The sequence below is a fragment of the Kribbella antiqua genome (assembly GCF_004345665.1).
Classification (GTDB): Bacteria; Actinomycetota; Actinomycetes; order Propionibacteriales; family Kribbellaceae; genus Kribbella; species Kribbella antiqua.
This window is the reverse complement of sequence record NZ_SLWR01000002.1, coordinates 217,276-239,446: the sequence shown is the minus strand read 5'-3', so window position 1 is coordinate 239,446 and position 22,171 is coordinate 217,276. Positions and strand designations below refer to the sequence as shown.

28 protein-coding genes and 1 tRNA gene are annotated in these 22,171 nt (G+C 68.1%); 14 read left to right on the top strand and 15 right to left on the bottom strand.

Going from position 1 to position 22,171, the window contains the following annotated elements; all coding sequences use genetic code 11:
• Positions 1–207 precede the first annotated feature (207 nt).
• Positions 208–624: a class F sortase gene (locus EV646_RS39900; protein WP_277875092.1), complete on the top strand. Its 417-nt coding sequence runs from the start codon at positions 208–210 to the stop codon at positions 622–624.
• Positions 625–1,083: 459 nt separating this feature from the next.
• Here the strand turns inward: EV646_RS39900 and EV646_RS07205 are convergent.
• A tRNA-Leu gene (locus tag EV646_RS07205) sits at positions 1,084–1,169 on the bottom strand.
• Positions 1,170–1,405: 236 nt separating this feature from the next.
• Between EV646_RS07205 and EV646_RS07200 the strand changes: the two genes are divergently transcribed.
• Together EV646_RS07200 and EV646_RS07195 are read left to right on the top strand one after the other, a co-directional pair.
• Positions 1,406–1,804 (top strand): maleylpyruvate isomerase mycothiol-dependent enzyme family protein, encoded by a 399-nt coding sequence (locus EV646_RS07200; protein ID WP_132145276.1) that lies wholly within the window; start codon positions 1,406–1,408, stop codon positions 1,802–1,804.
• Positions 1,805–1,814: 10 nt separating this feature from the next.
• Positions 1,815–2,303, top strand: a complete 489-nt coding sequence (locus EV646_RS07195; protein ID WP_132145274.1) for a VOC family protein — start codon at positions 1,815–1,817, stop codon at positions 2,301–2,303.
• Here EV646_RS07195 and EV646_RS07190 read toward each other — a convergent pair.
• Positions 2,290–2,958 carry an endonuclease V gene (locus tag EV646_RS07190; protein ID WP_132145272.1) on the bottom strand — a complete coding sequence of 223 codons (669 nt, stop codon included), beginning with the start codon at positions 2,956–2,958 and terminating at the stop codon, positions 2,290–2,292. The two genes, EV646_RS07195 and EV646_RS07190, sit on opposite strands and share 14 nt — an antisense overlap.
• Complete coding sequence (locus tag EV646_RS07185; protein WP_132145270.1) at positions 2,955–3,206, bottom strand: hypothetical protein; 252 nt, start codon at positions 3,204–3,206, stop codon at positions 2,955–2,957. The genes EV646_RS07190 and EV646_RS07185 overlap by 4 nt, the downstream gene beginning before the upstream one ends.
• Before the next feature lie 25 nt (positions 3,207–3,231).
• Here EV646_RS07185 and EV646_RS07180 point away from each other — a divergent pair, with 25 nt between their 5' ends.
• Positions 3,232–4,560 (top strand): M20/M25/M40 family metallo-hydrolase, encoded by a 1,329-nt coding sequence (locus tag EV646_RS07180; RefSeq protein WP_132145268.1) that lies wholly within the window; start codon positions 3,232–3,234, stop codon positions 4,558–4,560.
• A 4-nt stretch (positions 4,561–4,564) separates the two neighbouring features.
• Here the strand turns inward: EV646_RS07180 and EV646_RS07175 are convergent, their stop codons facing one another.
• Together EV646_RS07175 and EV646_RS07170 are read right to left on the bottom strand one after the other, a co-directional pair.
• Entirely contained in the window at positions 4,565–4,834 is a 270-nt protein-coding gene (locus EV646_RS07175; protein WP_241995504.1) for a DUF1876 domain-containing protein, read from the bottom strand.
• 68 nt (positions 4,835–4,902) lie between these two features.
• Entirely contained in the window at positions 4,903–5,763 is an 861-nt protein-coding gene (locus EV646_RS07170; protein WP_132145266.1) for a LysR family transcriptional regulator, read from the bottom strand.
• 73 nt (positions 5,764–5,836) lie between these two features.
• On the opposite strand from EV646_RS07170, the gene EV646_RS07165 reads away from it, so the two are divergent.
• Positions 5,837–7,051: an MFS transporter gene (locus EV646_RS07165; protein ID WP_132145264.1), complete on the top strand. Its 1,215-nt coding sequence runs from the start codon at positions 5,837–5,839 to the stop codon at positions 7,049–7,051.
• Positions 7,011–7,751 (top strand): N-acetyltransferase, encoded by a 741-nt coding sequence (locus EV646_RS07160; RefSeq protein ID WP_132145262.1) that lies wholly within the window; start codon positions 7,011–7,013, stop codon positions 7,749–7,751. The genes EV646_RS07165 and EV646_RS07160 overlap by 41 nt, the downstream gene beginning before the upstream one ends.
• Here the strand turns inward: EV646_RS07160 and EV646_RS07155 are convergent.
• From EV646_RS07155 to EV646_RS07145, 3 genes are read right to left on the bottom strand one after another with little or no spacing between them, the layout of a single operon-like run.
• Positions 7,748–8,551: an ABC transporter permease gene (locus EV646_RS07155; protein WP_132145260.1), complete on the bottom strand. Its 804-nt coding sequence runs from the start codon at positions 8,549–8,551 to the stop codon at positions 7,748–7,750. The two genes, EV646_RS07160 and EV646_RS07155, sit on opposite strands and share 4 nt — an antisense overlap.
• Positions 8,511–9,338 (bottom strand): ABC transporter ATP-binding protein, encoded by an 828-nt coding sequence (locus tag EV646_RS07150; RefSeq protein ID WP_132145258.1) that lies wholly within the window; start codon positions 9,336–9,338, stop codon positions 8,511–8,513. The genes EV646_RS07155 and EV646_RS07150 overlap by 41 nt, the downstream gene beginning before the upstream one ends.
• A gap of 2 nt (positions 9,339–9,340) precedes the next feature.
• Positions 9,341–9,775: a MarR family winged helix-turn-helix transcriptional regulator gene (locus EV646_RS07145; RefSeq protein WP_132145256.1), complete on the bottom strand. Its 435-nt coding sequence runs from the start codon at positions 9,773–9,775 to the stop codon at positions 9,341–9,343.
• Positions 9,776–9,871: 96 nt separating this feature from the next.
• On the opposite strand from EV646_RS07145, the gene EV646_RS07140 reads away from it, so the two are divergent.
• Together EV646_RS07140 and EV646_RS07135 are read left to right on the top strand one after the other, a co-directional pair.
• Complete coding sequence (locus EV646_RS07140; protein ID WP_132145254.1) at positions 9,872–10,297, top strand: ester cyclase; 426 nt, start codon at positions 9,872–9,874, stop codon at positions 10,295–10,297.
• A gap of 10 nt (positions 10,298–10,307) precedes the next feature.
• Complete coding sequence (locus EV646_RS07135; protein WP_132145252.1) at positions 10,308–11,339, top strand: LuxR C-terminal-related transcriptional regulator; 1,032 nt, start codon at positions 10,308–10,310, stop codon at positions 11,337–11,339.
• Here EV646_RS07135 and EV646_RS07130 read toward each other — a convergent pair.
• A complete protein-coding gene (locus EV646_RS07130; RefSeq protein WP_130448421.1) occupies positions 11,314–11,499 on the bottom strand; it encodes a DUF5703 family protein in 186 nt (61 codons plus the stop codon). The genes EV646_RS07135 and EV646_RS07130 overlap by 26 nt on opposite strands.
• A 19-nt stretch (positions 11,500–11,518) precedes the next feature.
• Positions 11,519–12,460: an aldo/keto reductase gene (locus tag EV646_RS07125; protein ID WP_132145250.1), complete on the bottom strand. Its 942-nt coding sequence runs from the start codon at positions 12,458–12,460 to the stop codon at positions 11,519–11,521.
• 52 nt (positions 12,461–12,512) lie between these two features.
• On the opposite strand from EV646_RS07125, the gene EV646_RS07120 reads away from it, so the two are divergent.
• Positions 12,513–13,565 carry an LLM class F420-dependent oxidoreductase gene (locus EV646_RS07120; RefSeq protein ID WP_132145248.1) on the top strand — a complete coding sequence of 351 codons (1,053 nt, stop codon included), beginning with the start codon at positions 12,513–12,515 and terminating at the stop codon, positions 13,563–13,565.
• Positions 13,565–14,392: an undecaprenyl-diphosphate phosphatase gene (locus tag EV646_RS07115; protein WP_132145246.1), complete on the top strand. Its 828-nt coding sequence runs from the start codon at positions 13,565–13,567 to the stop codon at positions 14,390–14,392. The genes EV646_RS07120 and EV646_RS07115 overlap by 1 nt, the downstream gene beginning before the upstream one ends.
• On the opposite strand, the gene EV646_RS07110 is transcribed toward EV646_RS07115, so the two are convergent.
• On the bottom strand, positions 14,389–15,360 hold the full coding sequence (locus EV646_RS07110; RefSeq protein WP_199236851.1) for a magnesium and cobalt transport protein CorA: 972 nt from the start codon (positions 15,358–15,360) through the stop codon (positions 14,389–14,391). The genes EV646_RS07115 and EV646_RS07110 overlap by 4 nt on opposite strands.
• A gap of 47 nt (positions 15,361–15,407) precedes the next feature.
• Here EV646_RS07110 and EV646_RS07105 point away from each other — a divergent pair, with 47 nt between their 5' ends.
• Genes EV646_RS07105 through EV646_RS07095 form a run of 3 tightly spaced genes read left to right on the top strand, consistent with a single transcriptional unit; the run spans position 15,408 to position 17,483 of the window.
• Entirely contained in the window at positions 15,408–16,106 is a 699-nt protein-coding gene (locus EV646_RS07105; protein WP_132145242.1) for a histidine phosphatase family protein, read from the top strand.
• Positions 16,107–16,119: 13 nt separating this feature from the next.
• A complete protein-coding gene (locus EV646_RS07100; RefSeq protein ID WP_132145240.1) occupies positions 16,120–16,695 on the top strand; it encodes a DUF3090 family protein in 576 nt (191 codons plus the stop codon).
• Positions 16,692–17,483, top strand: coding sequence for an SCO1664 family protein (locus tag EV646_RS07095; RefSeq protein ID WP_132145238.1), 792 nt, complete (start codon positions 16,692–16,694; stop codon positions 17,481–17,483). The genes EV646_RS07100 and EV646_RS07095 overlap by 4 nt, the downstream gene beginning before the upstream one ends.
• Here EV646_RS07095 and EV646_RS07090 read toward each other — a convergent pair.
• On the bottom strand, positions 17,480–18,181 hold the full coding sequence (locus tag EV646_RS07090; protein ID WP_132145236.1) for a DUF6882 domain-containing protein: 702 nt from the start codon (positions 18,179–18,181) through the stop codon (positions 17,480–17,482). The two genes, EV646_RS07095 and EV646_RS07090, sit on opposite strands and share 4 nt — an antisense overlap.
• A gap of 123 nt (positions 18,182–18,304) precedes the next feature.
• On the opposite strand from EV646_RS07090, the gene mshC reads away from it, so the two are divergent.
• Entirely contained in the window at positions 18,305–19,525 is a 1,221-nt protein-coding gene (mshC, locus tag EV646_RS07085; RefSeq protein WP_132145234.1) for a cysteine--1-D-myo-inosityl 2-amino-2-deoxy-alpha-D-glucopyranoside ligase, read from the top strand.
• Between the two features lie 21 nt (positions 19,526–19,546).
• On the opposite strand, the gene EV646_RS07080 is transcribed toward mshC, so the two are convergent.
• From EV646_RS07080 to EV646_RS07070, 3 genes are all read right to left on the bottom strand, one after another.
• Positions 19,547–20,434 (bottom strand): hypothetical protein, encoded by an 888-nt coding sequence (locus EV646_RS07080; protein ID WP_132145232.1) that lies wholly within the window; start codon positions 20,432–20,434, stop codon positions 19,547–19,549.
• Between the two features lie 11 nt (positions 20,435–20,445).
• On the bottom strand, positions 20,446–21,222 hold the full coding sequence (locus EV646_RS07075) for a L,D-transpeptidase (RefSeq protein WP_132145230.1): 777 nt from the start codon (positions 21,220–21,222) through the stop codon (positions 20,446–20,448).
• A gap of 82 nt (positions 21,223–21,304) precedes the next feature.
• Entirely contained in the window at positions 21,305–22,150 is an 846-nt protein-coding gene (locus EV646_RS07070) for a PAC2 family protein (RefSeq protein WP_132145228.1), read from the bottom strand.
• Between the last annotated feature and the right edge of the window lie 21 nt (positions 22,151–22,171).

Here is a 22,171-nt window from a genome sequence, read left to right as displayed (position 1 = left end):
GTGATCGCTGCGGCCGGCTTCGCGCTCGCGTTGCTAGCCGCATGGGTGATTTTCGCCCAGCCAGCAGGCGATGAAGCCGCCCAACCGTCAAAGACAAACGCCCCGACGACAAGACCCCAGACGTCACCGACGACCAGCCCGGTTGTACCGAGCGCGGCCCCTACGCCTACCCGATCCGACAATGCAGGCCAGGGCAGTCCGAAACGAATCCTGCTCCCACAGATCGCAGTATCGGCGCAGGTGATACCGATAGCCGCAGACGGCGGCATCCTCACGCCGCCGTCGAACCCACGCGCCGTCGGCTGGTGGTCAGCCGGCGCCCAGCCCGGAGCCCGGATCGGTTCGGCCGTCATGACGGCCCACACCGTGCACACCGGCGGCGGCGCCTTCGACGACCTCGACAAACTCCGGCCAGGCGCTCTCGTCACCGTCATCACCAGCACCGGCCGAATCACCTACGTCGTCACCTCGATGACGAACTACCCCAAACAATCACTCGCGAAGCACGCCACAGAACTCTTCGACCAGACCACCAGCGGTCGCCTCGTACTCGTCACCTGCGAAGACTGGAACGGCAAGGTCTACCTCAGCAACGCCGTCGCCCTCGCCGAACCAGTCCGGTAGGTGCGCGGCGGCTCGCACGCTCAAGGCGCACCATCGCACTCGTTGGCGGCTGGACCTAGAAGCTGACTTCAGGTGCACTGACTGCGACATCGCCCGGATAGACGTCGTACGTCACGTCGGAATTCCCCACCAACGAGAGTGGCAGATCGCACGCCAGGCCTTGGAGGTCATCCGCACCTGACTACCGTCGAGGTCCTCGATCGCCGTGCGACCACCCCACCGCTGACCAGTCCCCACCCCGTCAGAACGGCTCGTCGGCGGAAGTTCCGCCCCACACGGCGCGAACGCCTTTGCACTGGGTTCGGCGCTCCGGAGATCCGACACCTCCCGCTGTAGAGGACCCTGCCAGATGGTTGTTGTCGGCAACACGTCTGAGCAGCACAGACCCACCCCAGCACCGCAAACGCCAAAGGCGACACGATCCTCTCGTGTCGCCTTCATATGAAACATTCGTTTCAGTGTCCGAGGGGGGACTTGAACCCCCACGCCCCGCGAAGGGCACTAGCACCTCAAGCTAGCGCGTCTGCCTATTCCGCCACCCGGACGAGTGGTCTGACCGCCTGAGCGGTGCTGACCGGAGAACAGTAGCAAAGACCATGGGTGGAATTCACATCGGGGCGTTGGGGGGTCGTGGTGGGCTGACGTCGCGGGTTCCCGGGGGTAGTTTGAAATTCAAGGGTCGCCTGGGAGGAGGGTGGGATGAACGCGTGGAACGCGATGACCTTCGAGGGTAAGGACACCATCCTGGGACTGGACCGGCCTGAACGTCCCGCACTTCTACATGGGGCCGCTGCCGTCGTTCTTCTTTCCGGCCTTCCAGTTGATGGACTACGGCGTTCACTCCTCGGACGTCCGGCAGGGGACCGGGCGGGCGCATGGGCTGACCGGCGAGGCGGCCGACCTGCTCGTCCCGTTCATGTTCGTGCTCTGGCAGTACACGACCAGGGTCAACGAGCCGTGCGACCTCGGCATCCGGATCACCAGCGGTCCGAATGCCGGCGACACGCGGGTCGTGGTCGGCCCGGACGGGATGACCTACGAGGCGGGCGAAGGCGAGACTGTGATCGAGTTCGACCCGGGCAGCTTTGTGCTGACCGCGTTCGGGCGCAGCAACTCCGGCACGCTCCGCGGCGAGCGAGCCGTGGCCGACCGGTATCTCAATCTGTTCTTCCGGATCTGAGGGGGACTCTATGACCGACATCGACCTGCACGCGATCGAGGCCGAGCGTGACCGCATCAGGACGACGTACCTCCGGCAAGGTACGACGTCGTCGGCGCGCGGGCTGCATCATGTGGCGGTGCTGTGCGCGGACGTCGAGCGGACCGTGAAGTTCTACCAGGAGGTGCTCGAGTTCCCGCTGACCGAGATCGTCGGGAACCGGGACTACGAGGGCTCGAACCACTTCTTCTTCGACATCGGCAACGGCAACCTGCTGGCGTTCTTCGACTTCCCCGGTCTCGATCTCGGTCCGTACGCCGAGGTGCTCGGCGGACTGCATCACATGGCGATCTCCGTGGAGCCGGAGAAGTGGGAGCGGCTGAAGAAGAACCTGGACGAGGCCGGCGTCGAGTACCTGGAGGAGAGTGGCACGTCGATCTACTTCCGCGACCCCGACGGCACCAGGGTCGAACTCATCGCGGACCCACTCGGCGAGATGTACGGCCTCAAGGTCCTCTAGCCCGGCGCGCAGCTTCCCGGGCAGCTCTCAGCGGCTCCGGCGTACGACGGCCTGCCGAGCAAGCCGACACAACCTGCACGGCCGTGGTCAGGTCGGTTCGCCAACCAGGGTGTACGACGAGCGGTCGCGTGCCGGGGCGGGTCCGGAGCCAGGCCGCGACCTGCTCACCGTTAATGGTCAGCGCCGAGGTCGCGCCCGCGACGTCGGCCGGCCAGTCGCCGGAAGCGGTCAGCGGGCGGTGTGTGACTCCGACCGTGGGTAGGTCTAGTACGGCGCCCAGGTGCAGGGCCAGCCCGGCTCGGCGGGGATGGTCGCGGCCGGTGCCGTCGAGGAGGAGTACGTCGGGCTTGCGGTCGAGCCGCCGTACGACGTCCTCGAGGAGCGGACCGATACGCAGCGCGAGCAGACCGGGGGAGTACAGCGCCGAGGCTGCTCCGGTCATCACACGCCGCTCGATCACGCGGCGGCCGGACAGCACGACTGCAGCGGCCCAGGCCGGGTCCCCGGCCGCACCCGGCCCCGACAGCCCGCGCGGAAAGCAGACCCAGACCCCAGCGACGAGTGAGCGCTCCGGAGGAGCCCAAGGCGGTGGAGTCTCGTCGGCCAGTGCGTTCTGCAGTGCGACGAGGTCGTCCGGGTCGGACGGCCAGGTCACGGTTGGCCGGCTGGGTGTTCGACCAGGGCGATCACGCGGGCGGAGAGGAAGCGGGCGGTGCGGATCGGCGTACCGGAGCGGGTCACCTCGGCGACCTCGGTCAGGTTCCGGCTGGTGGTGATCTCGACCCGGCGCCCGGCTCTGGTCGCGGCGATCTCGTACGTCGCGACGCCGTTGCCCGTGTCGACGACGATTTCCACCCGGTCGCCCTTCACACAGGTCACATACCCGGCGCCATCGGATGTCATTCGAGGATGGGGGAGGATGGGGCCTATGACTTCTCCGGGGACCAGTGAACGTTCGTACGCCGCCGACGCTGAGGTCGTGGAGCTCTGCAGTGAGCTGATCCGGATCGACACCACGAATTACGGCAACGGCAAGAGCAACGGAGAGCGGGTGGCGGCGGAGTACGTCGCGGCCAAGCTGGACGAGGTGGGGATCGAATCCACCATCTACGAGTCGGAGCCGGGCCGGGCGACGCTGGTCGCGCACTGGGAGGGTGAGGACCAGTCGGCGGATCCGCTGCTCGTGCACGGGCACCTGGACGTCGTACCGGCGGATCCGAAGGACTGGAAGGTCGACCCGTTCGCCGGGGAGATCTTCGACGGGTGCGTGTGGGGGCGCGGCGCGGTCGACATGAAGGACTTCGATGCGATGGTGCTGTCCGTCGTACGGGCGCGGCAGCGGGCCGGGGTCAAGCCGCGTCGGCCGGTGCGGCTGGTCTTTACCGCGGACGAGGAAGCCGGTGGGACGTACGGCGCGGTGTGGCTGACGCAGAACCACCCGGACACGGTCGCGGACTGCACCGAGGGGATCGGTGAGGTGGGCGGATTCTCGATCACGGTGAAGGACGACCTGCGGCTGTACCTGATCGAGACGGCCGAGAAGGGCATGAACTGGATGCGGCTCAAAGCCCGCGGTACGGCGGGTCACGGGTCGATGGTGAACAACGACAACGCGGTCACCAACCTGGTCGAAGCGGTGACTCGGATCGGTTCGCACGAGTGGCCGCTGCGGGTGACGCCGACGGTGCGGGAGTTCCTGAAGACGCTGGAGGACGTGCTCGAGGTCGAGCTCGACCCGGATGACATGAGCGAGACGCTGCTGAAGCTGGGCAGCTTCAGCCGGATGTTCGGCGCGACGATCCGCAACACCTCCAACCCGACGATGCTGAACGCCGGCTACAAGGTGAACGTGATCCCGGGTGACGCCGAGGCGCATATCGACGGGCGATTCCTGCCCGGGTACGAGGACGAGTTCTTCGCCACCATCGACGAGCTGCTAGGTGACAAGGTACGGCGGGAGACGGTGATCGAGGACATCGCGCTCGAGACCGAGTTCAGCGGCGGGCTGGTCGAGGCGATGAAGGCGTGCCTGGCGGCCGAGGACCCGCAGAGCCGGACCGCGCCGCTGCTGATGTCGGGCGGTACGGACGCCAAGTCGTGGAGCCGGCTCGGCATCCGCTGTTTCGGCTTCGTGCCGCTGCAGCTGCCGCCGGACCTCGACTTCATGGGCATGTTCCACGGCATCGACGAACGCGTCCCCACCACATCCCTCGAATTCGGCTCCCGAGTCCTAGACCGCTTCTTCGACCAGGCCTGATCCCTCAGCCGCGGAGGTGCGTGGGGCGGTGGGTCACCTCTTCGATGTCTTCGGCGGCGGCCAGGACCAGGCGGTGGGCGAGTTCGGACAAGGCGCGGGCGGTGGCCAGTTCGTCGCCGATCTGCGGGACCTCGACGTCGTTCGGGTGCCGGTACGCCGTACCCCGGCCGGTCAGCTGTTCCCCGTCGGTGCGCAACCGCGCTTCGGCGTGTGTCGTGCGCTCGTCTTCCATCTCGTCGATCTCGATGTCGATCGTCCATTGCCGCATCGTCATCAGTCTCACCTCGCCAACTAGTACCTCTACCTCTGAGCGTCGTACGACGGACTCCGAAGCGCCAGTGCCTACGTCAGGTTGAGGGTCGTTCGGAGGTGGGGGAGTAGCTGGATCAGGGGCTTCGGCGGGGTAGGAGTGGTGACGAGGGAGAGGGTGAGGCGGTAGCGGAAGGGGGCGGGGGTGAGGGCTTCGCCGGGGCGGAGTTCGGTGGCGAGGGCGCTGCGGGGGACGAGGGCCAGGTGCCCACTGCGGCGGGCCATCGCGACGGTCGTGCTGAGGGTGACGCCTTGGCGGGGGACGGCGCCGTGGGAGACCAGGCGGGCGTGGATCTCCTCGAAGCCGCGGTCGTAGGTGGAGAACGGGATCTGGCGATCCTTGAGTGGATGCTTTCCACGGCCGGGTGGGTCGGCGCCGGGTGGTTGGAAGAGGACGAGGTCGTCGCGGCCGACGCGGCGGGCGATGGTGCCGCGGGGCAGCGTCATCTGGTCGGCGATAGCGATGAACGCGGCGTCCATGGTGCCCTCGGCGATGCGTTCGACCAGGATGTGGCCGTGGTCGACCTGCTGCTGGATGTCGAGGTCGGGGAGGTCGGCGTCGAGGATCGGGAACAGGATCGGCGCCAGGCTCGCGAAGGTGCCGATGACGAGGCGGTGACCGGCCGCGGCCTCGCGGGTGGCGGCGTACACCTCCTCGAGGTGAGCGAGGATGTGGTCGGCGCGACGGATGAGTTCGGCGCCGGCCGGGGTCGGGCGGGCGCCGCGGGTGTCGCGCTCGAACAGCTTGGTGCCGCACATGCGTTCTAGGCGGGCGAGGCGCTGGGAGGCTGACGGCTGTGAAATGCGGAGCTCGCGGGCCGCGGTGCCGACCGCGCCACTCCGGCTGATCGCCTGCACAAGCCGCAGATCCTCAACCGCTGGTAATGAAGGCATAGCCCCAGCCTATGGCAACCACCAAGGCATTGCGGGCTACCCGGTCGGGCTCATAATCCAAAAAACTAAGGGTATGAGGGCCCAGGCGATGGCGTTGCTGGCCGGGAGTGCTGCTGGGGACTTGGCGTTTCGGGTTGCTCAGGTTGCGTTGCCGTTGGTGATTTTGCAGGAGACGGGGTCGGTGGCTGCGACCGGCCTGGTTGGTGGTGCTGCTGGAGTGCCGGTGTTGCTGTCGCCGTGGTGGGCTCGCAAGGCTCGGCAATGGGTTGACTCTGGTCCGCGGCTTGCAGTGGTCGCCGCGATCTCTGCCCTCGCACTGGCCGTGGTGCCCACAGCAGCAGGCCTTAACGCGCTCACGCCAACCCTGCTCGTCGTCAGCGGCCTGCTACTCGGCTGCGGCGACGCACTGTCGAATCCAGGCCGCTCAGCGCTCCTAGCCGACACCGGAGACCGCTGGGGTGACGGCAAAGCCGTCCTACTGCTCACCTGGCAGGACGGGCTCCGCAGGATCGGCATGATGGTCGGCCCAGCCATCGGCGCCCTTGCGGTGTCAACAGGCTTCACCAACGGCCTCCTGTGGGTCGAAGCGGCCACAGTCCTCGCAGCAGGTCTACTCGCCTGCACTGTGCAGGCAGAGCGCGCTCCCGAAGCCACTGCGACCCCGTCGATCCGCGCCAGCCTCAAAGGCCGCCCGGACGTGCTCTACGGCTGGATAGCTCGCGGCACCGGCTGCGTGACCTGGTTCGCGTTCACCCTCGGCCTCTCCGTGATCGGCGCCGAAAGACACCAGCCAGGCCTCTACCTGGCAGCCGGCATGACCGGCTACGGCATCGGCTCAGTCATAGGCACGACGATCTCCCTCGCCGTCGTACGGCGTACAAGGCCAGTACCACTCGCAGCGGTTGCCTGGGCGACCATGGGGGTCTGCTGGGCGGCGATGGGCCTCTGGACGACACCACCGGTGATTGCCGCGATGGGCGCACTCAGCGGCGTCACCGTCGTACTGGGTATCGCGGCGATCTCCGTCCTCATCACCAGGTCGAGCGCCGGAGCTGAGCGGCGAGCGCTGTTGTCCGGCCAGAGCGTCGTCGTCAACGCGGGCAGCTCGGCCGGGATGCTGGCCGGCGGCCCGATCATCGCGGTCGCCGGAGCCGAAAACACCCTGGTTGGTGCCGGCCTCCTCACCACCCTGGTCGCCGTACTAATCCTGGTGAAACCCAAACCCAAGCAGTGCCAGACTGCGGTCCATGCCGGAGATCGTGATCACCACCCTGGCCGAGCGGCCTGAGTACCGGGAGCGGATGTACGAGTTCGCCGACGCGTGGCCGGACTTCATGCACAACGACCCGATCGGCAACGCGTTCATGAGCCAGGTGCCGGACAACTTTCCCGATCAGTGCCTCGTCGCGACCGAGGACGGCGAGTTGGTCGCGCACGGCCGAAGCATCCCGTTCGTGTTCCCCGACGAGAACCGCACCGAGCTGCCCTCCGGCGGCTGGGACCGCGTGCTGCACTGGGGTTTCGCCGACCTACGCAACGGCCGCAAACCAAACGTCTCCAGTGCCCTGGAGATCCTGATCAGGCCCTCCCACCTCGGCCGGGGCCTTTCCCACGACATGCTCAGAGCGATGCGCCAAGCTGTGAAGGCGAAAGGCCACACGACCTTGTTCGCCCCGGTCCGCCCGAACGGCAAGGCCGACGCGTACCTGCCAATGACCGAATACATCAAGCAGCAAAGGGACGACGGCCTGCCGACAGACCCCTGGCTGCGGGTGCATGTGAAGGCCGGCGGCAAGATCGTCCAGGTCGCACCCAGATCCATGGTGATCGCCGGTTCGCTCGCCGAGTGGCGGGACTGGACGGGTCTGCCGTTCGACGAATCCGGAGACGTGATCGTCCCCAAGGCGCTTGTCCCGGTGCATGTCGACGTACCTCACGACCATGCGGTCTACGTCGAACCCAACGTCTGGGTTCGGCACGACCTCTAGCGGGCTAGGCGGCTGAGGAGGGAAGCGGCGGCGCAGATGCCGGCTACGGCGGCGACGATGAGGACTGTGAAGTCGAGCCAGTAGTTGGTGGGTTGGCCGATGAGTAGGCCGCGTAGCGCGCTGACCTCGTAGGTGAGGGGATTGACGTGGCTCAGCACTCGTAGCCAGTCGGGCATGAGGCTGACTGGATAGAGGGCGTTGGACGCGAAGAACAGTGGCATGGTGATGGCCTGGCCGATGCCCATCAGCCGGTCGCGGCGCAGGACCAGGCCGGCGATCGTCATCGACAGGCAGGAGAAGAACGCCGCACCGAGCACGACCACCGCGAGTACGGCGAGCAGCTTCAACGGGTTCCAGGTCATGCTGACGCCCAGCAGCGCGGCCACGATGAGTACGACGATCGCCTGCGAGATCGTCCGTACGCCGGCCGCGAAAGCCTTCCCGGCGACCAAGGCGGAGCGCGGGCTCGGCGTGACGAGGAGCTTGGTCAGGATGCCCGCGTCGCGTTCCCAGATGATCTGGATGCCGTAGAAGATCGCGACGAACAATGCGGACTGGGCGATGATGCCGGGCGCGAGATAGTCCAGATACGGCACGTTTCCGGTCGGGATCGCCCGGATCCGGCTGAACGTCACGCCGAAGATGACCAGCCACAGGATCGGCTGGATCGCCCGCGTGATCAGCTCCGTCCGGTCGTGCCTCAGCTTCTGGAGCTCGACCAGGCAGAACGTGCCGATCCGCGAGAGCAGCCGGAGGGACTCAGCCCATCCGCTGCGCGGTACGACGGGTGCCACGGACATCCCGCAATCCTCCCTTCGCTTCGCCTTCCAGGCTTTCGCCGGTGTGGTGGCGGAACACGTCTTCAAGACTTGCCTGAGGGCCGAGCTCGGCCTTGAGATGAGCCGGCGTACCCACGGCGCGCAGCCGGCCGTGGTGCATCAGCGCGACCTGATCGCACAACAGGTCCGCCTCTTCCATGTAGTGCGTGGTCAGCAGCACGGTCATCCCATACCGCTCCTGCATGTCCTGCACCCGCGCCCAGACGGAATCCCGCGCGACCGGATCGAGGCCGACCGTCGGCTCGTCCAGCACGAGCAAGGCCGGCCGATTCACCAGTGCCTGGGCGAGTTCGAGGCGGCGCACCATGCCTCCGGAGTACGTCGACGCGAGCCGATCGGCGGCGTCGGTCAGATCGACGATCTCGAGGACCTCGGCGACGCGGGCGGCTCGTTCGCGACGCGGTACGTCGAACAGCCGGGCGAACCAGGACACGTTCTCTCGCCCGGTCAGCGCGCCCTCGATCGACAGCTGCTGCGGTACGTAGCCGAGCATGCGTCGTACCACCATCGCCTGGGTACGCACGTCCAGTCCGAAGACCTGGACGGTGCCGGACTGCGGCGGATAGAGGGTGTTGAGCACTCGCAGCGTAGTCGTCTTGCCCGCGCCGTTCGGGCCGAGCAGGCCGAAGCACTCGCCGGGGGAGACCGTCAGGTCCAGCGCGTCGACGGCCAGGTGATCCCCGAATCGGTGGCTCAGTCCAGCGATCTGCACGGCCGGGACCGGTTCGGGCGTGGGATCCGCGCTCATGCTCACTCCTTCAAGTTGTCGGCGAGTGCCGCGAGAACTGGCAAAGCCGCCCGCAAAGCGTCACGTTCGGGGCGGTCGAGGTCATTGAGCGCCCGCGTGACGAGTGCGCCACGACGGTCCCGCCAGGCCTCGACCTGCTCGCGGGCGGGCTCGGTCAAGGTGAGCCGGGCGACGCGCCGGTCCGCTTCGTCTGGCGTTCGCTCCAGGAGCCCGCGCTCGGTGAGCTGCCCGACCAGGGTCGACACGGTGTTGGCGACCAGGCCGAGCTCGGCCGCGGCCTCTGCGACGGAGATGCCGGGATTGCGGCGCACGGTCCGGATCAGCTCTGCCTGCGAGTCCGACAGCTGGAACGGCCGCCCGACCGATCGGCGCAGATGCCGCCGCACCAGCCCGATCGCGGCCACCAACTCCTCCGCCAGCCCTTCGGTGGTGTCCACTCCTTCAGAATACCTCTGTCTCAGAGATATTCCAGGGTGAAAGACCCCAAGTAGTTGGGGTGCCCGAGAGCGCGAAAAGCTCGCAGCATCGGTGGCATGAGTGCGACAGAGAGCAACAAAGCCGTGGTCAGGGACCTGATCGACGGGCTGTTCACGAAAGGGGACCTCGGCGCGGTCGACACCTACCTTGCCGAGGACTTCATCAATCACGACCCGCCGTTCGGGGTCACGCCCGACCGCGATGGGATGCGGGCCGCCGGCGCCCATCTGCGCGCCGGGTTCCCGGACTGGCACAGCGAGCTGCACCAGTTGGTTGCCGAGGGCGACATCGTCGTCGAGCGGTTCACCGCGAGCGGTACGCATCGAGGCGACGTGATGGGGGTCCCGCCGACCGGCACGACCGTCAGCCTGGCCGGCATCAACATCTTCCGGCTCCGCGACGGCCGCGTCGTCGAACGCTGGGGACGCCTCGACGAACTCGGCTTCTTCCGCCAACTGGGCGTCGTACCGGATCGGCCGTAGCATCACGATCATGGGGGCGGCGGATCGCCTGGAAGTGCTGATCCAGCGGTGCTACGCGGGGCTGGACGCTGATGCGCTGCGGTCCGAGACGCTGGTCCGGCTGAGGAAGCTGATGACGATCGACGCCGCCTTCTTCGCCACGGTCGATCCGGCCACGATCCTGTTCACCTCGGTGAGCGCGGACGAGCCGCTCGGCCGGTCCACCGAGCTGTTCCTCGCGAACGAGTTCGGTCAGGACGACGTGAACAAGTTCGCCGCCCTCGCCGCCGAGCCCGACCCGGTGAACTCGCTCGGCCACGCCACGAAGGGGGACTGGCCGAGCAGTGCCCGGTATGTCGACGTGATGCGGCCGCTCGGCCTCGGCGACGAACTCCGCGCCGCGCTGATGTCGAACGGCCGCTGCTGGGGCGTCATCTGCCTCCACCGCGAGGACGCCTCCACAGGCTTCACGGAGCAGGAGATTCAGCTGGTACGACGCATTGGCCCGCATCTCGCCGAAGGTCTCCGACGGAGTCTGCTCGGTGGATCGTCACAGCCAGAGGGCGCTCCAGGGGTGATCATCCTGGACGCCGCTCTCGCCGTGGTGTCGGTGAGTGCGGAGGCAGAGCATTGGATGGCGGAGCTCGATCCAGAGCGCCGGACAGAACTACCGGCTGCAGTCATGGCCGCGGCGGCTCAGCTGAAGCGTGTCCACGAGCTGCCGAAGGCGCCACACCTGAAGGTGCGGACGCCAAGAGGTCACTGGCTCGCGCTGCATGCCTCGATGCTTCCCACCACACAGCAGGTCGCAGTCGTGATCGAGTCGGCGTCGGCCGCGCAGCTTGGGTCGTTCCTGCTCGATCTCCATGGGCTGACCCCGGCGCAGCAGCGTGTCACCGAGCTGCTGCTGAAGGGCTACTCGACGCGGCAGATCGTCGAGCGGTTGTGCCTGTCCCCGCACACCGTGCAGGAACACGTGCGAGCGGCGTTCGACAAGGTGGGCGTCGGCAGCCGCCGCGAACTGGTCACGGCCTTGCTCACAGGGTCCGCATCACCCGGATGATGCGGCGGCGGAGCCAGACCCGGCGGGTGCCATCGGGGTAGCGGCGGAGCCGGGCCAGTTCCCAGCCGCCGTACTCGGCGTGCTCGGTGAGCAACCGGCGGACGGCACCGCGCGACTCCGTCCTGGACACCTCGAACTGCTGTAGCTCGTATTCGGCCAACCTGCACCTCCTGCTTACCTCACGAAACATCCTCCAGCGCCGCCACGATCGCGGGCGGCAGCGTGAGTTCCTCCACACCCAGCACCGACTTCAGCTGCATCGCCGTCCGGGCCCCGACGATCGCCGCCGACACCCCCGGCCGGTCCCTGACCCAGGTGAGCGCCACCTCGAGCGGGGTCCAGCCGAGCCCGTCGGCGGCTCGTGCGACCGCTTCCACGATGCCCGAACCGCGGCCGTCGAGATAGGGGTCGACGAATCTGGACAGATGCTGAGACGCCGCCCGGGAGTCCGCCGGGATCCCGGTTCGGTACTTTCCAGTCAACACACCGCGCCCAAGCGGCGACCACGCCAGGATCCCGATCCCCAACCCGCCGGCCGCACGGATGGCATCCGCCTCGGCGTCCCGGGCGAGCAGCGAGTACTCCACCTGGTTCGACACTGGTACGGCGCGGCCCGGCCACGCCTGCTGCCAAGTCACAGCCCGGGCGGACTTCCACCCGGCGTAGTTGGACACCCCGACGTACCGGACCTTGCCGGAGTTCACTGCGTGATCGAGCGCTGACAGCGTCTCTTCCAGGGGTACGTCGTCCGACCAGGTGTGCAGCTGCCAGAGGTCGATGTGATCGACGTTCAGCCGGCGCAGGGAGGCCTCGAGATCGCGGAGCAGAGCGCCGCGGGAGGTGTCGGTGATCCGCTCACCGCGCCGGACGCTGAACCCGGCCTTGGTCGCGATCACCACGTCGTCCCGCTCCACCACGTCGCCGAGCAGCGATCCGATCAGCCGCTCACTGTCGCCGTCGCCGTACGCGGCCGCGGTGTCGATCAAGGTCCCGCCTGCCGCGACGAACGCGGCGAGCTGCTCGCGCGCCTCGTGCTCGTCGGTGTCCCGCCCCCAGGACATGGTGCCGAGGCCGAGCCGGCTCACCGCCAGTCCACTGTGACCGAGATAGCGCTGCTGCATGAACCCGAGCCTATTGCGAGCCACCGACAACGGCTCGATAGGCTCGCCATTCATGCGACTCGGACTCAACATCGGCTTCGTCTTCGGTGGCGACGACCATCTGGATCATCTGAGGCTGGTGAAGGAGGCCGAGCGGCTCGGTTTCTCGGTCACCTGGGCCGCGGAGGCCTACGGCTCCGACGCGGCCACCCTGCTGTCCTGGATCGCGGCCCAGACGTCCACCATCGACGTCGGCTCGGCCGTGTTCCAGATCCCGGCCCGGACCCCGGCCATGACGGCGATGACCGCGGCGACGCTGGACAAGCTGTCGAACGGCCGGTTCCGCCTCGGCCTCGGCGTCTCCGGGCCGCAGGTGTCCGAGGGCTGGCATGGTGTGCGCTTCGACAAGCCGCTGGCGCGCACCCGCGAGTACGTCGCCATCGTCAACGCCGCGATGCGCCGCGAGACGGTCGCGTTCGAGGGCGAGCACTTCACGCTGCCGCTGCCCGACGGCCCGGGCAAGGCGCTCAAGCTGTCCATCCGGCCGATCCGCGATCACGTGCCGGTCTACCTGGCCGCGGTCGGGCCCAAGAACCTCGAACTGGCCGGTGAGATCGCCGACGGCTGGCTCGGTATCCTCAACGACCCCGCCTATCTGGGAGAGCAGTTGAAACACATCGCGACGGGCCGCCAAACCCGTCAAGAGGGACTCGACGGCTTCGACGTCGTCGCGTCCGTACCGGTGATGACCGGTGCCGACCTGAACGCCGCGGCCGACCCGATCCGCGGGTACGCCGCCCTCTACATCGGCGGCATGGGCAGCCGGGAGAAGAACTTCTACAACGCGCTCGCGGTCCGGATGGGGTACGCCGACGAGGCCAAGCAGATCCAGGACCTGTACCTGGACAAGAAGCACCGCGAGGCGATGGCCGCCGTACCGCAGGGGTTCATCGACTCGATCTCGCTGCTCGGTGGCAAGGAGCGGATGGCCGAGAAGCTCACCGCGTACGCCGAGGCCGGGGCGACAACGGTCGCACTGACCCCGTTCGCGCCGACGGTCGACCAGCGGATCGCCGATCTGCGCACGGTCGCCGAAGCCCTCGAACTCTCCGGGGTCGGCCACTGATGACGATTTGGGATTCCATCATCCTCGGCATCGTCGAGGGGCTCACCGAGTTCCTGCCGGTCTCGAGCACCGGCCACTTGACGATCGTGTCGAAGATGCTCGGACTGCGGATCGACGACCCGTCCATCACCGGCTACACCGCGGTGATCCAGATCGGCGCCATCGCGGCGGTGGTCCTGTATTTCTGGAAGGACATCCGGCGGATCGCGGTCGCCTGGGTGCGCGGTCTGATCAAGCCCGAGCATCGCGGTGAGCTGGATCACCGGATGGGCTGGTACGTGATCGTCGGCTCGACGCCGATCGTGATCGTCGGGTTCCTGGCTCGGGACCTCATCTCCGGTCCGTTGCGCAGCCTGTGGTGGGTGGCGGCGGCGCTGATCGGCTGGTCGATCGTGATGGTCGCGGCAGAGCGGCTGAGCAGTAAGTCGCGGCCGCTGACCCGGATCACGCTGATGGACGCGCTGGTGATGGGCCTGCTGCAGTGCCTCGCACTGATTCCCGGTGTTTCGCGCTCGGGTGCGACGATCTCGGCGGGCTTGCTGATGGGACTCGACCGGGTGGCAGCGACCCGGATCGCCTTCCTGCTCGGCATTCCGGCACTGGTTGGAGCAGGCGTCTACGAGCTGAAAGATGCCTTGAACGGTGATGTCGGCGCTGTCCAGTTGATTGTTGGGACGGTGGTGAGCTTCGTCGTCGCCTACGCGTCGGTGGCGTGGCTGCTGAGGTTCGTGGCCAAGCACACCATCGAGGTGTTCGCCTTCTATCGCGTTCTGCTCGGCATTGTGCTGGTGATTCTGCTGATGACGAGCACGATTACGGCGACCTAGAGCCAGCCGACCTTGCGGAAGAAGCGGTACATGACGAAGCAGACGGTCGCCATCAGCAGCAGGACGGCATAGTAGCCGTAGTGCCAGCGGAGCTCGGGCATGTTGTCGAAGTTCATGCCGTAGATGCCGGCGAGCATCGTCGGTACGGCGGCGATGGCGACCCAGGCCGAGATCCGCCGCATGTCGTCGTTCTGCTGCACCGAGACCCGGGCCAGGTGGGCGGCGAGGGCGGAGCTCAGCAGGACGTCGAGGGCCTCGGTCTGCTCGGACACCCGGCTGACGTGGTCGGCGACGTCGCGGAAGAACGGCCCGGCCTTCGGGTTGATCCCCGGCATGCCGTGCGCGAACTGCTCCATCGGTTCGCGCAGTGGCCCGACCGCGCGCCGCATCTCGAGCACCTCGCGCTTGAGCTTGTAGATCCGCTCCGCGTCGCTGGTGCGTTCGGGCGAGAACACCGATGACTCCACCTCGTCGACGTCGATCTCGACCTGCTCGGCAACGTCCTCGTACCCGTCCACGACCGAGTCACAGATCGCCCACAGTACGGCGGCCGGCCCGTGCCCGAGGACCGACGCGCGTTCCTCCAGTTGCTGGCGTGCGGTGGCCAGTTCCCCGCCTTCGCCGTGCCGGACGGTGACGACGTACCGGTCGCCGATGAACACGCTCAGCTGCCCGGTTTCCACGGCGTCGCCCTCGTCGACGTACCAAAGGGTGCGCAGGACCACGACGAAGGCGTTGCCGAAGCGCTCCACCTTCGGTCGCTGGTGGGCCTTGAGGGCGTCCTCGACGGCGAGCTCGTGCAGGTCGAACAGCTTCTGCACGCGGCGCATCTCGGCGGCCGACGGCTCGTGCAGGCCGACCCAGCCGAAGCAGCGGCCGTCGTCGTCGATGGCCTGGGCAACGGTTTCCGGATCCCTGGGCAGATCCTGCCGCTCACCCTCGGCGTACACGCCGCAGTCCACGATCACATGACCATCATGCACCGGGGTTTGCCTGACCGGATAACGTGCACTGCATGCCCACGGTGATTCTGGTCAGGCACGGCCGTAGCGCTGCGAACACGTCCGGTACGTTGGCCGGCCGTACGCCCGGGGTGAAGCTGGACGAGACCGGCGTACAGCAGGCGGAGGCGGTGGCACAGCGGCTGGCCGGGCTGCCGCTCGCCGCGATCGTCACGTCGCCGCTGGAGCGTTGCAAGCAGACCGCCGCGCTGATCGCAAAGCACCACGACGGGTTGCGTCCGGCAACGGATCGGCGACTGACCGAGTGCGGGTACGGCGACTGGACCGGGCAGAAGATCTCGACACTGGCGAAGGACCCGCTGTGGGCAGTGGTCCAGCAGCACCCGTCGGCCGTGACGTTCCCGAACGGCGAGTCGATGCGGGCGATGCAGCAGCGGGCGGTTGACGCCGTACGGGCGCATGACGCGGCACTGGCGCAGAGCCATGGCGACGGCGCGATCTGGGTAGCGGTGTCGCACGGGGACGTGATCAAGGCGATCGTCGCGGATGCGCTGGCGCAGCACCTGGACACGTTCCAGCGGATCGTGGTGGACACGGCGTCGACCACGATCATCACCTACACCGCGACCCGGCCGTTCCTGGTCCGGCTGAACGACTCCGGCAGCGAGCTCGCCTCACTGGTCCCGAAGCCGCCGGCCAAGAAGGGCCGGCCCAAGAAGCAGTCTTCCGACGCAGTCGTCGGCGGACGGTAATAGGGTCTGTTACATGGCGCGAGTTGTTCATTCCTACGACGACCCGGACCGGTTCGTCGCCGGCACTGTTGGTGAGCCCGGTGCCCGGACGTTCTTCCTGCAGGCCCGGGCTGGTGCCCGGCTGACCTCGGTGGCCTGTGAGAAGGAACAGGTGATGGCGCTCGCGGAGCGGCTGGACGTGATGCTGGACGAGGTGGCCCGGCGGTTCGACCGGGATCCCGTCGCGCCGGTGGGGCTGGACGACACCGACCCGCTGGAGCAGCCGATCGAGGAGGAGTTCCGGGCCGGCACCATGACGCTGGCCTGGGAGGCCGACGCCGAGCGGGTGGTGATCGAGGTGTTCTCGGTCGTCACGGGCGAGCAGGCCGAACTGGAGGAGACCGACCCGGTCACGGCCGCGATGGAGTCCGAGGACGCCGAGGTGTTCATCGTCCGGATCAGCGAGGAGCAGGCTCGCGCCTTCGCCCGCCGAGCGGTCGCGCTGGTGGCGTCCGGCCGGCCGAGCTGCCCGTTCTGCGGCCGGCCGATCGATCCCGACGGCCACATCTGCCCGCGCGCCAACGGTTACCGCAGGCACGTGCCCGAATGATCGACTTGGACCTGCTGGCCCAGGGGGAGCTGTCGCTGCACGGCCGGCTGGTGGCCGCGTCGAACGGCACCTTCCAGGGTTCGGTGAGCCTGGACGGCGAGACGGCGACCGTGGTCTACAAGCCGGTCCAAGGTGAGCGGCCGCTGTGGGACTTCCCCGACGGCACGTTGGCCCAGCGCGAGTACGCGGCGTACGTCGTATCGGAGGCGCTCGGGTGGTCGATCGTGCCGCCGACGCTGCTGCGGGACGGGCCGCTCGGCGAGGGCATGGTGCAGTTGTGGATCGACGAGGTGGAGCTCGAGCCGGGGGAGACCGAGCTGGTCGACATCGTTCCGCAGGGTCGGGTGCCGCGCGGTTGGGTCGGCGTACTCGATGCGCTGGACGGTCGGCACAACCCGGTCACGCTGGTGCATGCGGACAACGCGGCGTTACGGCGGATGGCCGTATTCGATGCCGTGGTCAACAATGCCGACCGCAAGGGCGGGCACGTACTGAACCCGGGCGACGGACGCGTCTTCGGAGTCGACCACGGCGTCACCTTCAACGCCGACGACAAGCTGCGCACCGTGTTGTGGGGTTGGGCTGGTGAGCCGATCCCGGACGACATCCTGGACGACGTACGCAAACTGGCCGATCAACTGGCCGGTGGGCTCGGGACGCAGCTGTGTGAACTGATCACGGCTGTCGAGCTGACGGCGACCCGTGAGCGGTGCGCTTCGCTGCTGCGGACAGGGGTTCACCCCTTCCCGAGCGACGAATGGCCGGCGATTCCCTGGCCCGCGTTCTAGGCCGGTTCGATACTGACGTTGCTCAGGCGGTTGTGGTCGTCGAGGGTGATGACGACGGTGCTGCCGTCCGGGGCGGTGCCGCGGAGGGCGTCGGCGGTTTCGGCGTACTGCATCCCGAAGTGCTGGAAGTAGCCGCGGACGACCTGGCGGTGGTCGGCGGGAAAGACGCCGATGGCAGTGAGCAAGAGGCGCGGCGTGACGATCGGGTCGAAGGGGGCCAGCGGCAACTGTTCGTCGGCGACCTGCAGGTAGACGTGGCCCTGGCCGTCGTTGATGGCGGTCGAGTAGATGCCGCGGCCGCGCAGGACCGTCCCGGCGGTGATCGCCAGGGTGGCGGCGGCCTGGGCCGGCTCCGGGAAGCCGCTCAGGTCCGGGGAGTCGGTGGTGAACTCGGTGATTCCGTGCCGTTCGCCGAAGTCGCGGATCGCGAGCGTCGGTGCCGAGGCGGGGTCGTGTGGCCCGAAGTGCTGGTTCGCCCAGGCCCACAGCCAAGTGTGGTCGCTGTGCGAGAAGCTGCCGAGCAGGGTGACACCGCTGAGGACGCCGCGGTCGCCAGTCAGCGTGCGGCTGTCGAGGTTCGCGTGCTGGTGACCGTCGCCGAGCGCATCATTGAACAGGTCCTGCTGGTGGATCGCGACAGCGGCGACCCAGGCGCCGTACGCCTGGAACTCGGGGCTGAAGCCCTGCGATGCGTTCATCGCCGCGAGGCTAACCGGCCAAGGGGGTCGTCGTATACCGCAATCGTGGCCGGTCCGCAGCCGGGACCGGGGAATGGAACCGGGTCGTGCCGGCGATTTCCGGCCTGGCATAAGCTCCCGCATATGCAGGCGTGGACTGAACCAGACATCCCGGTTGTGCCGGGTCCGGCGCGGCGGTTGCGCCTCTACGACACCGCCTCCGGCGGGCCGGTCGAGGTGCCGCCGGCCAGTGACGGCCCTGCGCGGATGTACGTGTGCGGGATCACGCCGTACGACGCCACGCACATGGGCCACGCGGCGACGTACGTGACGTTCGACCTGATCAACCGGCTGTGGCGGGACGCGGGGCACGAGGTGCTCTACACGCAGAACATCACCGACGTCGACGACCCGCTGCTGGAACGGGCGGCCGCGACCGGCGTGGAGTGGACGGACCTGGCCGCGGAGGAGATCCAGCTGTTCCGCGAGGACATGACCGCGCTGCGGGTGATCCCGCCGCAGCACTACATCGGCGTGGTCGAGTCGATCGAACTGGTCGCCGGCGCGGTCGAGGACCTGCAGCGCGCCGGGGCGGTCTACTCGGTGGACGGCGACCTGTACTTCGCGGTGAAGGCGGATCCGGCCTTCGGTAGCGTGTCCAACTACGACCGCGAGACGATGCGCTCGTTGTTCGCCGAGCGGGGTGGAGATCCCGACCGCGAGGGCAAGCAGGACCCGCTGGACAGTCTGCTGTGGCGGCATGAGCGTCCCGGTGAACCCGCCTGGGACTCACCGCTGGGCCGCGGCCGTCCGGGCTGGCACGTCGAGTGCTCGGCGATCGCGCTGGAGCACCTTGGGATGACGTTCGACGTGCAGGGCGGTGGTTCCGACCTGATCTTCCCGCACCACGAGATGTCCGCCAGCGGTGCGCAGGTGGCGACCGGGAAGTACCCGTTCGCGCGGGCATACGTGCACCAGGCGATGGTCGGCCTGGACGGCGAGAAGATGTCGAAGTCCAAGGGCAACCTCGTGCTGGTCTCGAAGGAACGCCAGGCCGGCTCCGACCCGATGGCGATTCGGCTCGCGCTGCTCGCCCATCACTACCGCACCGACTGGTTCTGGACGTCGTCCGATCTGCTCGACGCGCAGGAGCGGCTGGATGTCTGGCGGGGCGCGATCACCCGCGGTTCGGGTCCCGACGGCGCCGCCGCGGTCGACGCCGTACGCGCTGCTCTCACAAACGACCTCGACACCGTCGCTGCATTGTCCGCGATCGACACCTGGGCTTCGACCAACGGCGACGACCTCGAAGCGCCGGCCCTCGTCGCTCAGGCCGTCAACGCGCTGCTCGGCGTGAAGCTCTAGCTGGCTGGTCGCCCAGGAGCTTTAGCCGGTCACGGGGTGGTGGGTCTTGACTGGGGTCGGCGGGGGAGCTATCGGGGGCTGGTCGACGTGGGTGGGCGGGGTCGTAGGCTGCGTCGGCTTGGGCGTGGGCTTTGCCGCCGGCTTGGCGCACGTCGCCGAGGCCAACCGGATCACCTGAGCGCCGCCGCCGAGGTTGATCGTCAGGCCGGTGATCGTGAACGAGCCGTCCGTTCGCTTGGTCTGTTCGTTGACGGTGATCGTGGCCAGCGGTGCCGCCGGGATGGTGAAGCTTTGCTTGGTGGTCGGTACGGCGATCTTCTGGCCGAGCAAGGTGATCGAGCCGATGTCGACGCCGCCGTCGTCGCCGGAGCACCAGACGTTCACGGCGTCGATGCCGAGCAGCGAGCTGGGCGGTGTGAGCAGCAGGTTGCAGAGCTCCGGCAGGTTCTTCGCCGGAAGGTCCTTCGTGCTCGGCGTCGGCAGCGGAAGTCCGAGGTCGGGCAGCGGGAGGTCGGGGATCGGCAGGTCGTCGGCGCCTTGCGCCGGCAGGTTGGCACAGGTCTGCTTGAGCTCCGCCGGAACCTTCACCTGACTGAGCACGTCCGGCCCGACCGTCACATCGAAGAGCTCGACCGAAGCCGCGTCGTTCCCGGCCGTCACGGTCCCGGCCCGTACTGACAGCAGCGGGTTCTTCGGCAGCTCGAGCGCTGAGGAACTCCGCCGCTTCCCGTCGAGCGACTCGACGTACGGCGTCTTGTCGACCGGGACCTGCCCTTCCGCACTCACGGCGTACGCCGAAGACGGCCGAGCGGCCGCGTTGCCCACCGGGGAACTGGCGACCAGGCTGAACGCCACCACGCCGGTCACGGCCGCGGCGGTCAAGATGGTCGGTGCGAATTGTCGTCGCATCTCCGGGATCCTCACTTGGAGTCGATCAGGACGAGTGTCCCGAGGGGGACTTTCTGAAGGTGGGCCAGCGCGGTCTTGGGTACGCGGACACAGCCGGCGCTGATGGCCGCGCCGAAGACGTCCGGCCGGGGCCAGCCGTGGATCGCGACCGTGCCGGGGCCGCCGCCGAAGGTGTCGAGGGTGGGGCTGTGGGCGCCGAGCGGCAGGACGATCGGCGAGGCCGACCGCTTGTTGTCGATGATCGAGCCGAGCAGGAAGGTCCGGCCGGGCGGCGTCGGCGTCTTCCGCGCACCCACACCCGCCTTCCACACACCCAGGCGCTTGCCCTGCTCGAACAGCTCGAGTGTCCGCGAGCCCGTGTGGACCCGGATCAGGTACGGCGACGAGGCCCGGTCCAGATCCTCGTCGCGCATCCAGGCGGTCGAGCGGTTCGGCTTGGAAGGCAGCAGCACCCGAACCCAGCCGTCGGTCTGCTGGACCACGGGCAGCCACGTCGGCCCGAACTGCTTCGGTGCGATCTTGGCGAAGGCATCCGCGTCCGGCGCGGTGTACAGCGCGGACTCAGCCCGTGGGTGGACCACCACGCCGTCCGTCACGGCGTACGGCTGTGGGTCCAGGGGCGCGCTGCTGATGGTCGTCTGCGTCGACGAACTCGACAGCGTGCTCAGGTCGACCGGGGGCTCACGATCACCGAAGATCGCGACGGCCGCGACCACACCGAGCAAGGCCAGTACGGCGAGCGCCGGGACGGAACTGCCGCCCCGCTCGTCCACCCCAGACCTGCGCATCCCCGCTCCCTCACGGCCGTCCTTTCGCCCGATGACAATAGGACGTTCCGCGATGTTACGCCAGAGTAGAGTAACGACCGGATCAGTCGGGCTGGCTCTTGTTCCGCCGCTTCAGGTAGCGCTCGAACTCGGCTGCGATCGCGTCACCGGAGGCCTCCGGGAGGTCGGCGGTGTCGCGCTGCTCCTCGAGGGAAGCGACGTACTCGGCGACCTCGGGGTCTTCCTCGCTGAGCTCGTCGGCGCCACGCTGCCAGGCGCGGGCCAGCTCGGGCAGCTCGCCCTCGGGGATCTGCAGGTCGAGCAGCGCCTCGATCTTGTTCAGCAGGGCGAGTGACGCCTTCGGGCAGGGGGTGCCGGCGATGTAGTGCGGGATCGCCGACCAGATCGACACCGCCGGTACGCCGAGGGTGCCGCAGAGGTCGGCGAAGACGCCGGTGATCCCGGTCGGGCCCTCGTACGTCGACGGCTCCAGGCTCCAGGACGCGGTCAGCTCGGGGTCGGCCGACGTCGCCGACACCGGGATCGGCCGGGTGTGTGGGGAGTCGGCGAGCAACGCGCCGAGTACGACGACGAGCTGTGCGTTCGACTCGTCGACGACCTCGAGCAGCTCCTGGCAGAAGCCGCGCCAGCGCATGTTCGGCTCGATGCCGCGGATCAGCAGCACGTCCCGGCCGGTGTCCTCAGGCCGGGCCAGGAAGAGCCGCGTGGTCGGCCAGGTGAGCCGTCGTACGCCGTCGTCGTCGAAGCCGACCTGCGGGCGGTTCACCTGGAAGTCGTAGTAGTCCTCGGGGTCGATCGCGGTGACGAGTTCGGCGTCCCACTCGTCGATCAGGTGGTCGACCGCTCCGGTGGCCGCCTCGGCCGCGTCGTTCCAGCCCTCGAACGCGGCGATCACGACCGGGTCCCTCAGGTTCGCGAGATCAACCACTCGCAGGCCCCCTGTCGTCTT

Coding starts and splice junctions, on each gene's coding strand:
- EV646_RS07095 (WP_132145238.1), top strand. CDS start 16,692: ATGATCGACTTGGACCTGCTGGCCCAGGGGGAGCTGTCGCTGCACGGC.
- EV646_RS07140 (WP_132145254.1), top strand. CDS start 9,872: ATGAGTGCGACAGAGAGCAACAAAGCCGTGGTCAGGGACCTGATCGAC.
- EV646_RS07200 (WP_132145276.1), top strand. CDS start 1,406: ATGGGGCCGCTGCCGTCGTTCTTCTTTCCGGCCTTCCAGTTGATGGAC.
- EV646_RS07115 (WP_132145246.1), top strand. CDS start 13,565: ATGACGATTTGGGATTCCATCATCCTCGGCATCGTCGAGGGGCTCACC.
- EV646_RS07090 (WP_132145236.1), bottom strand. CDS start 18,181: ATGAACGCATCGCAGGGCTTCAGCCCCGAGTTCCAGGCGTACGGCGCC.
- EV646_RS07105 (WP_132145242.1), top strand. CDS start 15,408: ATGCCCACGGTGATTCTGGTCAGGCACGGCCGTAGCGCTGCGAACACG.
- EV646_RS07195 (WP_132145274.1), top strand. CDS start 1,815: ATGACCGACATCGACCTGCACGCGATCGAGGCCGAGCGTGACCGCATC.
- EV646_RS07185 (WP_132145270.1), bottom strand. CDS start 3,206: ATGACATCCGATGGCGCCGGGTATGTGACCTGTGTGAAGGGCGACCGG.
- EV646_RS07150 (WP_132145258.1), bottom strand. CDS start 9,338: ATGAGCGCGGATCCCACGCCCGAACCGGTCCCGGCCGTGCAGATCGCT.
- EV646_RS07175 (WP_241995504.1), bottom strand. CDS start 4,834: ATGACGATGCGGCAATGGACGATCGACATCGAGATCGACGAGATGGAA.
- EV646_RS07120 (WP_132145248.1), top strand. CDS start 12,513: ATGCGACTCGGACTCAACATCGGCTTCGTCTTCGGTGGCGACGACCAT.
- EV646_RS07155 (WP_132145260.1), bottom strand. CDS start 8,551: ATGTCCGTGGCACCCGTCGTACCGCGCAGCGGATGGGCTGAGTCCCTC.
- EV646_RS07125 (WP_132145250.1), bottom strand. CDS start 12,460: ATGCAGCAGCGCTATCTCGGTCACAGTGGACTGGCGGTGAGCCGGCTC.
- EV646_RS07170 (WP_132145266.1), bottom strand. CDS start 5,763: ATGCCTTCATTACCAGCGGTTGAGGATCTGCGGCTTGTGCAGGCGATC.
- EV646_RS07165 (WP_132145264.1), top strand. CDS start 5,837: ATGAGGGCCCAGGCGATGGCGTTGCTGGCCGGGAGTGCTGCTGGGGAC.
- EV646_RS07100 (WP_132145240.1), top strand. CDS start 16,120: ATGGCGCGAGTTGTTCATTCCTACGACGACCCGGACCGGTTCGTCGCC.
- EV646_RS07160 (WP_132145262.1), top strand. CDS start 7,011: ATGCCGGAGATCGTGATCACCACCCTGGCCGAGCGGCCTGAGTACCGG.
- EV646_RS07135 (WP_132145252.1), top strand. CDS start 10,308: ATGGGGGCGGCGGATCGCCTGGAAGTGCTGATCCAGCGGTGCTACGCG.
- EV646_RS07075 (WP_132145230.1), bottom strand. CDS start 21,222: ATGCGCAGGTCTGGGGTGGACGAGCGGGGCGGCAGTTCCGTCCCGGCG.
- EV646_RS07080 (WP_132145232.1), bottom strand. CDS start 20,434: ATGCGACGACAATTCGCACCGACCATCTTGACCGCCGCGGCCGTGACC.
- mshC (WP_132145234.1), top strand. CDS start 18,305: ATGCAGGCGTGGACTGAACCAGACATCCCGGTTGTGCCGGGTCCGGCG.
- EV646_RS07180 (WP_132145268.1), top strand. CDS start 3,232: ATGACTTCTCCGGGGACCAGTGAACGTTCGTACGCCGCCGACGCTGAG.